Below are 9,693 nucleotides of genomic sequence, written 5' to 3'. Positions count from 1 at the left end.
ATTAGCCAGCTACTAAAATACTAAAAGGCAAAGCCGCGTCTAAGAGCGAAGCGATACCAAAGCGCAAGCGTGTCTAAAAGGCGAAGTCGATACTAAAAAGCAAAGCGAGTCTAACCTAATACAACAACTTAATCTCTTTCAAATCAAAAGCTGTCATAATCTCATCTTCCAATAAAACATTGAGTTTTCCGTTTTCGGCAACACCTTGAATAAATCCCATAAACAATTCTCCGTTTGTGTTTTGAAAAGTAGAAGGTTTGTCTTTTCGAAATAATAAAGATTCGTATTCTTCTTTAAGTACATCCAATGAACGTTCTGTAATCAATGCAGCATATTTTTTTAACTGTGAGGCGATATGAAACATTACTTCATCCAAGTCAAAATGAATTCCCCTAATCTTTTTTAAAGACGAAGCATTCAAGTTTATGTCAAAGTCAGTCTGATTCACATTCAAGCCAATTCCGATAATGGCTGCTGTCATTTTGCTATTTTGTATGACATTTTCAATCAAAATCCCACATATTTTTTGATTCTCTGACAAAATGTCGTTTGGCCATTTAATTGCTAATTTGGGAATTTGGAAGTGCTTTAATGCCTTATAAATTGCCAAAGAAGTGGCTATACTGATGTAAAACTGCTCCTCATTTTCTAAACAAGAAACCTTTTTAAACACACTAAACGTAAGGTTTTTGCCTTTTTCAGAGTCCCACTTTGTACCCATTTGACCTTTTCCCGCAGTTTGAGAAGCAGCCGTAATAATTGTAAAGTCCTCTAACTTTTCTTCCAAACTAAGCTGTCGTAAGTAGGTGTTGGTGGAATCAATGGCATCAAGTTTGATTATTTTCATCGTATATTTAAAAAACTTTAGATATTCTTATGATAAAGGAGTTACAAATAACATTTAAAAGTAATACTTTTGTATAAAATATAAATAATTGAATGACAAAAACTAAGGTAAGCACTGATCAATTGATTACAGGCATCATAAAAGGGATAGAAGAAGTAAAAGGAAATGATATCACCATCTTAGACTTACGCGAAATAGATAATACAGTTTGTGACTACTTTATAATATGCAATGGTACTTCTAATACTCAGGTAAACGCCATTGTAGGTTCAGTTCAAAAAATGGTTAGTAAAGAACTAAAAGACAAACCTTGGCACATAGAAGGTGCTGAAAATGCAGAATGGGTTTTAATGGACTATGTAAACGTAGTAGTACACGTATTTCAAAAACACATCCGAGAGTTTTATGATATCGAAGGACTTTGGGGAGATGCAAAAGTAACTTCTATTCAAGCAAATTATTAAAAATTACATTTTAATTTAATGGCAAGAGACAACAATAACATGACAAAAAAACCTAAGTTTAGTCCGTATTGGATATATGGTTTAATCGGAGTTTTTCTCCTTTTCTTAATACTTTCAAATGACTCTGGATCAGCTGACAAAGTAAGTTTCTCTAAATTTAAAGAACTTGTTCAGTACAATGATATTAAGAAAATTGAGGTCGTAACAAATACAAAAGTTGCTCGCATCTACTTAAAAGATGGCGCAGCTGAAAAAGATATTTATAAAGGAATCGTCAATAAAAGATCAAGTATCTTCTCTATGGGCGATAATCCAGATTTTTCAATCAAATACTTGAATCTTGAAAATTTTGAAAATTTTCTAAACCAAGCTAAAGAGAGTAAGAAATTAGATTATGAAATTGCTTCCGATCAGCAAGACAATACCATTTCTAGCTTTATTTTTAGCATTTTACCGTTTGTATTAATCATTGGAGTTTGGATTTTCATCATGCGTAGAATGTCTGGCGGCGGCGCTGGCGGCGGCGGCGGACAGATTTTCAATATTGGAAAATCGAAAGCAAAACTGTTTGATGAAAAAACAGACATGAAAACATCGTTTAAAGATGTTGCTGGTTTGGAAGGTGCTAAAGAAGAAGTACAGGAGATTGTAGATTTCTTGAAAAATCCTGAAAAATATACTGCTTTAGGAGGAAAAATTCCAAAAGGAGCTTTATTAGTAGGACCTCCGGGAACAGGTAAAACTTTATTAGCAAAAGCAGTTGCTGGAGAAGCAAAAGTACCTTTCTTCTCGCTTTCTGGTTCTGATTTCGTTGAAATGTTTGTTGGAGTTGGTGCTTCAAGAGTACGTGACTTGTTCAAACAAGCCAAAGAAAAATCGCCTGCAATTGTTTTTATTGATGAGATTGATGCTATTGGACGTGCCCGTGGAAAAAACAATATTACAGGTTCAAATGACGAACGTGAGAATACATTAAACCAGTTATTAACTGAAATGGATGGTTTTGGTACCAATACAAATGTAATTGTAATGGCAGCAACCAACCGTGCAGATATTTTAGATAAAGCCTTGATGCGTGCAGGTCGTTTTGACAGACAGATTCACGTAGAATTGCCAAATCTTAACGAAAGACGCGCTATTTTTAAGGTACATTTAAAACCATTGAAAAAAGCAGAAGGCTTAGAAGTTGATTTCCTAGCGAAGCAAACACCAGGTTTTTCTGGAGCAGATATTGCAAACCTTTGTAATGAAGCTGCTTTAATTGCTGCAAGAAAAGAAAAGAAAGCTGTTGAAAAGCAAGATTTTTTGGATGCTGTTGATAGAATTGTAGGTGGATTAGAAAAGCGTAGTAAAATTTTCTCTAAAGAAGAAAAAGAATTAATTGCTTATCACGAAGCTGGACATGCTACTGTAAGCTGGTTCTTAAAATATGCCGATCCATTTGTAAAAGTAACGATCGTTCCTCGTGGACGTTCTCTTGGAGCTGCTTGGTATTTACCAGAAGAGTCGCACCTAACTAGAACAGAAAAATACTTAGATGAAATTTGTGTGACTATGGGTGGACGTGCTGCTGAGAAATTAATGTTTGACAAAATTTCTACAGGTGCATTAAGCGATCTTGAAAGTGTTACCAGAAAAGCAAGAGCAATGGTTACCGTTTTTGGTTTGAATGAAAAAGTAGGAAACGTTACGTATTACGATCCTAATGGACAAGGTTTTACAAAACCATATAGCGAACGAACTGCTGAGTTAATTGATTCAGAAATTAAAGACATTATAGAAACACAATACCAAAGAGCTATTGACTTATTGGAAGACAAAAAAGATCTATTAGTCCTTCTTGCCGAAAGGTTAAAAGAAAAAGAAGTGATTTTTAGAGATGATCTTGAAGAGTTATTTGGACAAAGACCATATGAAAAAACTGACGAAATTAAATATTCGGAAGAAGAATAGTTCATTTTAGTGAACATTTATTTAAAAAGTCTCGAATTATCTTTAGTATAATTCGAGATTTTTTATCTTTACATTAAATAATTCCAAATCATAAACTACAATTGACTCCATGAGTCTTTTCAAAAAAATTTTCGGCTCCAAATCCAAACCTCAACAGGAAACGAATCCTGCGGAAGAGCGCGGAAAATATATGCCACAAATTCAACTTCCTATTGATGAACGTTTTACGATTAATTTCCGTAAGAATGGAGGGAAGTTTTTATACTGTGATTCCTACACGGACATATATGATAGTTTGGAAAATATCCTTTTAGAGAATAACTGGGAAGGAAAAGATGTTTTATGTTTTGACAATGAATTGCAAGAGCGATTTGACAATTTTGATATGAAATTTTCTCGTATCAACATGAATGCAAGCTTCTACTTGTGTTCTTGTGAATATTTAATTGCTGATAATGGTTCAATTCTAGTTTGTTCTAACCAAATAAAAGAAAAAAAACTTAACGATTTACCAGATAATTTTGTCGTCCTTGCCACTACTAGTCAATTGGTAACCACTATTGGAGAAGGGTTGCGTGGTATTAAAGGCAAATACAAATCTAATATTCCAAGTAACATCACTACAATCAAGCATTTTCAAGTACAAGAAGAAAAGGACTTTTTATCGTATGGAAGTAGCTCAAAAAACTTATATTTGCTGCTATTGGAAGACCTCTAGAATGAAAGAATTTTTGACTCGATCTTTGACTGGATTAATTTTTGTAACACTATTAATTTCTTCAGTATACTACTCACAATCAGCTATTTTCGCTGTATTTACCATTTTTGGATTATTGTGTATGTATGAATTTAGCAAACTCATTGGCTTAAAGGGTTTCATACAATATATTATCTTTTTAGTCACACTTGGCGTTTTTGTGTTTTGGAAACAACTACAACCTGAACTAAAAATCAAAGAAGCCACACTAATTTTATTGGTATTTTCCATATTTGTGTCTTTATTTTTAATTCGAGATTTATTCAGCAAAAAAATAATTCCGCAATTCGAATTCAAAAAATACCTGCTTACTACCTTTTATATGAGTAGTAGTTTTGCGTTTTTATTATTGATACCAAATGCAACGGAAACCTATGAACCGTATATTATTTTAGGGAGTTTTATCTTAGTTTGGGTAAATGATTCTTTTGCATATATCACAGGGAAAAACTTTGGGAAGCAGAAATTATTTGAACGAATTTCACCCAAGAAAACGGTAGAAGGTTTTTTAGGCGGATTACTTTTTTCTTGTATTGCTAGTTATTTTATATTTAAATTTACAGATACGTTAAATTTTAGCAGCTGGCTAATTATGGCGATCATCATCAGTTCTATTGGAACTATTGGTGATTTGATTCAATCGAAGTTTAAAAGACAAGCAAACGTAAAAGACAGTGGTTCTATATTACCAGGGCACGGTGGCATTTATGACAGATTGGACAGCATGATATTTTCAGCACCATTTATTTATTTGTTTTTAAAGATATTACATTATGTTTCATAAAGAAGGTTATAAGATTATCATTGTAACATTTATTATTGTTGCAGCTATTGTCCTTACTGCGGATAAGATAGATATTGCTTGGCTGAAATATCTATTACAAGGTGTTGCCGTTGTATTTTTAATTTTGATTCTACAATTTTTTAGAAATCCAAAGCGTGTTACACCTAAAAATGACGCACATGTCATTGCTCCTGTTGATGGAAAAGTGGTTGTGATTGAAGAAGTTTTTGAAAAGGAATACTTTAATGAAAAACGTTTGCAAGTATCCATTTTTATGTCACCAATCAATGTACATGTTACTCGATATGCCATTGGAGGAACTGTAAAATATAGCAAATACCATCCTGGGAAATACTTGGTAGCTTGGCATCCAAAATCGTCTGAAGAAAATGAGCGCACTACGATTGTAGTTGAAAATGAAACGTACGGAGCTATTTTATACAGACAAGTTGCTGGTGCATTGGCGAGAAGAATTGTCAACTATGCCGAAGAAGGCGAACAAGCGATACAAGGAGAAGATGCTGGATTCATTAAATTTGGATCGCGTGTAGATTTGTTTTTACCTTTAGATACGAACATTAACGTACAACTGAATCAAACCGTAAAAGGCGGCGTTGATGTAATTGCTATGAAATAATGAGTGCTTCTAATTTAGACATAGAATTTTTTGAAGCAGTTGAACGTGTCAACAACTGCACAGATTCCTTTGCTGCAGACTTCTTATTGCGTTTGTATGCATACTACAAGCGTGCCACTAATAATGATGATAAACCTAGTAGTAGTCGCCCAATTATCAACGCTTTTAAAATGAATGCATTGTTGCAAATGCAAGACATCTCTCCAGAAGAAGCCAAAATAGCGTATATCGAATTGGTGAATTCTTATTTTGAAAAATAACCTTTTTTAGACTTAATTAGATTGCTATCGCTGTTAGATTGTTAGACACGCTTCGCTTTAGTATCGCTGTCGCTGTTAGAATCACTAATTATTATTCAGATGTATTAAACGTCAATTCGAGTGATTTTTGCAGTGAAATAAAAAAATGTATCGAGAATATTTTGATGCATGCACTCTTACTACATTAGTATTTTGATTTTATGTGATGCTGAATCGAGTTCAGCATGACGTGGAAAAATCATTTTAAACTCGTGCCGAAAAACAAGCTAAAAAATTCGTGAATTCGTGGTAAAAAACAAAAAACCACATACAAAATTACTTCTGTACATGGTTTTAATTTATGATTATTAAATTTCGTTTCTTAGCACTCCTCGATACAAATTTGTTCCACAAATTCACTCGAAATGACGCTTTGATGTACAATTAACGATTGTTGATCTATTTAGTTTCAAACAACAAACTAACGAAGCGATTCCAAACTCGCTTTCAACGTTTCAATTTTAGCAATCGCATCTGCTTCTTTCTTCTTTTCGCTAGCAACCACTTGCTCTGGCGCATTGCTTACAAAACGCTCATTGGATAGTTTCTTACGAACAATTTTCAAAGAACCTTCTACATATTCCAATTCTTTAGTAAGTTTTTCAACTTCAGCTTCAATATCAATTGCTCCTTCCATTGGAATAAAATATTCATTCGATTTTACACGGAATGATAAAGCGCCTTCTAGTTTTTCGTCACTGTAGCTAATATTTTCTACATTCGCTAGTTTTGCAATCACAGTATCTAACGTAGTTGTAGCATTTTCATTATTCATAACCGTTAAAGAGATGGCATCTTTATTTGCAATGTTTTTCTCTTTACGAATCTTACGAATTCCAGAAACCACATCCTGAATCATTTCAAAATCTGTGATCAATTTTGAGTCACTTTTAGCGCTTTCTGGCCAGCTAGAAACAACCAATGCTTCTTCTTTAGAACGTTCTGCCATACGCTGCCAAATATCTTCCGTTAGGAATGGCATAAATGGATGTAATACTTTTAAATTATCTTCAAAAAGTGAAAGTATCATATCATAGGTTTTCTTATCAATTGGCGAACCGTACGTTGGCTTTACCATTTCTAAAAACCACGAACAGAAATCATCCCAAACAAGTTTGTACGTAATCATCAATGCATCCGAAATTCTGTATTTACTATACTGATCTTCCAGAGCAACTAATGCCTTTTGGAATTTTGATTGATACCACTCAATAGCAATTTTAGCAACTTCTGGTTGTACAGCATCTTCACTTACTTCCCAAATTTGCGTTAAATTGTATGCTTGAAATATTTTATTTGCAAATCCTTTTCCCTGCATACACAATTTAGACGTGTATATAGGCTCTTTTCCTGCTTCTTTCCATGCTTTGATTTCTTTCGGTTTTAAAACCTCTCCTTTGTCATCTACTTGATCAAAATCAAACAATAAATCGTTTCCTGCAGCAGAACTTAACAACAATCCAACACGAACACCATCGGCTCCAAATTCTTCTATTAATTTTAAAGCATCTGGAGAATTCCCTAATGACTTCGACATTTTACGTCCTTGCTTGTCACGAACCAAACCAGTTAAATATACATTGGTAAATGGTTTCATATCGCGGTATTCATATCCAGAAATAATCATTCGGGCAACCCAGAAAAATAAAATATCTGGTCCAGTTACCAAGTCATTTGTTGGATAGTAATATTGAATTTCTTCATTCTCAGGATGGCGAATTCCATCAAAAACACTAATTGGCCACAACCACGAAGAAAACCAAGTATCTAAAGCATCTTCATCCTGACGTAAATCATCTAGTGTTAAGTTTTCATTTCCTGTCGTTGCTATCGCCAAAGCCAATGCTGCTTCTTTCGTTTCAGCAACAGCAAAATCTTCTTTTCCATCTCCAAAATAATACGCAGGAATTTGTTGTCCCCACCAAAGCTGACGTGAAATATTCCAATCGCGAATATTTTCCATCCAGTGGCGATACGTATTTTCAAACTTCTTAGGAAATAATTTGATTTCTTCATCTTCCAATACCGCTTTTAAAGCTGGTTTTACCAAATCGTCCATTTTCAAAAACCACTGATCTGACAATCTTGGTTCAATGACTGCTTTGGTTCTTTCGGAAGTTCCTACTTTATTGATATGTTGTTCCGTTTTGATTAAGAATCCTTTTTCTTCTAATTCTTTCGAAATCTCTTTACGAACTACAAAACGATCTTTTCCTTCATAGTGCAATCCGAAGCTATTCAACGTTGCATCTTCATTAAAAATATCAATTACTTCTAATTTGTGCTTTTCTCCTAATACTTTATCATTTTCATCGTGCGCAGGCGTTACTTTTAAGCAACCTGTACCAAATTCGATATCTACATATTCGTCTTCAATAATAGGAATGACTCTGTTCGCTAATGGAACAATTGCTTTTTTACCTTTTAAGTGTGTATACCGTTCATCATTTGGATTGATACAAATTGCAGTATCACCCAAAATGGTTTCAGGACGTGTTGTAGCGATCGTTACTTTTTCGTCACTTCCTTCAATTGCATACGACAGATAATACAAGTTTCCTTGCTTTTCTTCATAAATTACTTCTTCATCAGAAAGTGTTGTTTTAGCTTCCGGATCCCAATTTACCATACGATATCCGCGGTAAATCAAACCTTTACTATACAAATCAACAAATGTCTTGATGACAGCTGCTGACATATCGTCATCCATTGTAAATTTAGTTCTGTCCCAATCGCAAGAAGCACCTAATTTCTTAAGTTGCTCTAAAATGATTCCGCCATGTTTATGCGTCCATTCCCAAGCATGTCCTAAAAATTCTTCGCGAGACAAGTCGGACTTTTTAATACCTTCTTGTTTCAGCTTATTTACAACCTTTGCTTCCGTAGCAATAGAGGCATGATCGGTTCCGGGAACCCAGCAAGCGTTATATCCTTTCAAACGCGCACGTCGTATCAATACATCTTGAATGGTATTATTTAGCATGTGTCCCATGTGCAAGACTCCTGTGACATTTGGTGGCGGAATTACTATTGTATACGCTTCACGTTCGTCCGGTTCTGAATGAAAATAGTTGTTTTCCATCCAATATTGGTACCATTTGTCTTCGATCTGACTTGGATCATACTTTTTCTGAATACTCATTTTGGTATTGTTTTTGTAATATTTAAGTTGACAAAAGTACTTATATCTATACTATTTAAAAAGTGTTTTATCACTTTTGCATTTAATTGTTAAATATGTGCAATTGATACCAATTACTTTGTTTTTTGTGAAATAAATTTTGTAAAATTATAAATAAGCACCTAATTTTACGCTAATACTAAATACAAGAATGATGAAAAAAATAATTACAATACTATTTGTAGGTCTATTTACCATTGCTTTACAAGCACAGGATAAGACTGCAAAAATAAAGTTTAAGTCAGAAACAATTGACTACGGAACTATTGAAAAAGGAGCTGATGGCGTACGTGTCTTTGAATTCACGAACACTGGAAATGCACCTTTAGTGATCACAAGAGTATACTCTAGTTGTGGATGTACAATTCCAAAAAAACCAGAAAAGCCAATTTTACCTGGTGAAGATGGTGTTATTGAAGTAAAGTATGACACAAAGCGTGTTGGACCAATTAGAAAGACAATTACAGTATATTCTAATGCAGATGAGCCTACAAAAGCCATTAAGATTAAAGGAAAAATTGTGGATCCTAGCAAATCGAAAAGCATTATGATGAAAGATAAATCTGAGGTTGAATCATCTAACAACTAATAAGAGAAACGTTATAAATAAAATGCCTTGTCAATGTTGATGAGGCATTTTTTTTGATCTTATTTTAGGAAATTTTAAATCTTAAATGCTAAATGTTGAATTTTAAATGTAAAAGTATTTTAAGATAACACGCGAAGCGATCAAAAAGCGAAGCGATCAAAAAGCGAAGCGATCAAAAAGCG

General features: G+C 33.9%; 9 protein-coding genes. 7 read left to right on the top strand and 2 right to left on the bottom strand.

Annotated features, from left to right (window positions below; genetic code table 11):
- Nucleotides 1–115 precede the first annotated feature (115 nt).
- Nucleotides 116–847 (bottom strand): biotin--[acetyl-CoA-carboxylase] ligase, encoded by a 732-nt coding sequence (locus Q0845_RS27575; RefSeq protein ID WP_298521173.1) that lies wholly within the window; start codon nt 845–847, stop codon nt 116–118.
- A 92-nt stretch (nt 848–939) separates the two neighbouring features.
- On the opposite strand from Q0845_RS27575, the gene rsfS reads away from it, so the two are divergent.
- The 6 genes from rsfS to Q0845_RS27545 all read left to right on the top strand — a co-directional run bounded on the left by rsfS (nt 940) and on the right by Q0845_RS27545 (nt 5,702).
- Nucleotides 940–1,311 carry a ribosome silencing factor gene (gene rsfS, locus Q0845_RS27570; protein ID WP_007096979.1) on the top strand — a complete coding sequence of 124 codons (372 nt, stop codon included), beginning with the start codon at nt 940–942 and terminating at the stop codon, nt 1,309–1,311.
- 18 nt (nt 1,312–1,329) lie between these two features.
- Entirely contained in the window at nt 1,330–3,264 is a 1,935-nt protein-coding gene (ftsH, locus tag Q0845_RS27565) for an ATP-dependent zinc metalloprotease FtsH (RefSeq protein WP_298521170.1), read from the top strand.
- Nucleotides 3,265–3,373: 109 nt separating this feature from the next.
- A complete protein-coding gene (locus Q0845_RS27560; protein WP_298521169.1) occupies nt 3,374–3,982 on the top strand; it encodes an LUD domain-containing protein in 609 nt (202 codons plus the stop codon).
- A 1-nt stretch (nt 3,983) separates the two neighbouring features.
- Nucleotides 3,984–4,805 carry a phosphatidate cytidylyltransferase gene (locus Q0845_RS27555; RefSeq protein WP_298521167.1) on the top strand — a complete coding sequence of 274 codons (822 nt, stop codon included), beginning with the start codon at nt 3,984–3,986 and terminating at the stop codon, nt 4,803–4,805.
- On the top strand, nt 4,795–5,442 hold the full coding sequence (locus Q0845_RS27550) for a phosphatidylserine decarboxylase family protein (RefSeq protein WP_298521165.1): 648 nt from the start codon (nt 4,795–4,797) through the stop codon (nt 5,440–5,442). The genes Q0845_RS27555 and Q0845_RS27550 overlap by 11 nt, the downstream gene beginning before the upstream one ends.
- A complete protein-coding gene (locus Q0845_RS27545; RefSeq protein WP_298521163.1) occupies nt 5,442–5,702 on the top strand; it encodes an acyl-CoA-binding protein in 261 nt (86 codons plus the stop codon). Before Q0845_RS27550 ends, Q0845_RS27545 begins: the two co-directional genes overlap by 1 nt.
- A gap of 460 nt (nt 5,703–6,162) precedes the next feature.
- Here Q0845_RS27545 and Q0845_RS27540 read toward each other — a convergent pair whose 3' ends face one another.
- Entirely contained in the window at nt 6,163–8,883 is a 2,721-nt protein-coding gene (locus tag Q0845_RS27540) for a valine--tRNA ligase (RefSeq protein ID WP_298521161.1), read from the bottom strand.
- A gap of 193 nt (nt 8,884–9,076) precedes the next feature.
- Between Q0845_RS27540 and Q0845_RS27535 the strand changes: the two genes are divergently transcribed.
- Complete coding sequence (locus tag Q0845_RS27535; protein ID WP_298521175.1) at nt 9,077–9,511, top strand: DUF1573 domain-containing protein; 435 nt, start codon at nt 9,077–9,079, stop codon at nt 9,509–9,511.
- Nucleotides 9,512–9,693: the final 182 nt, after the last annotated feature.

It is taken from the genome of uncultured Kordia sp., assembly GCF_947489565.1.
GTDB lineage: Bacteria > Bacteroidota > Bacteroidia > Flavobacteriales > Flavobacteriaceae > Kordia.
This window is presented reverse-complemented; position numbering and strand designations above follow the sequence as displayed.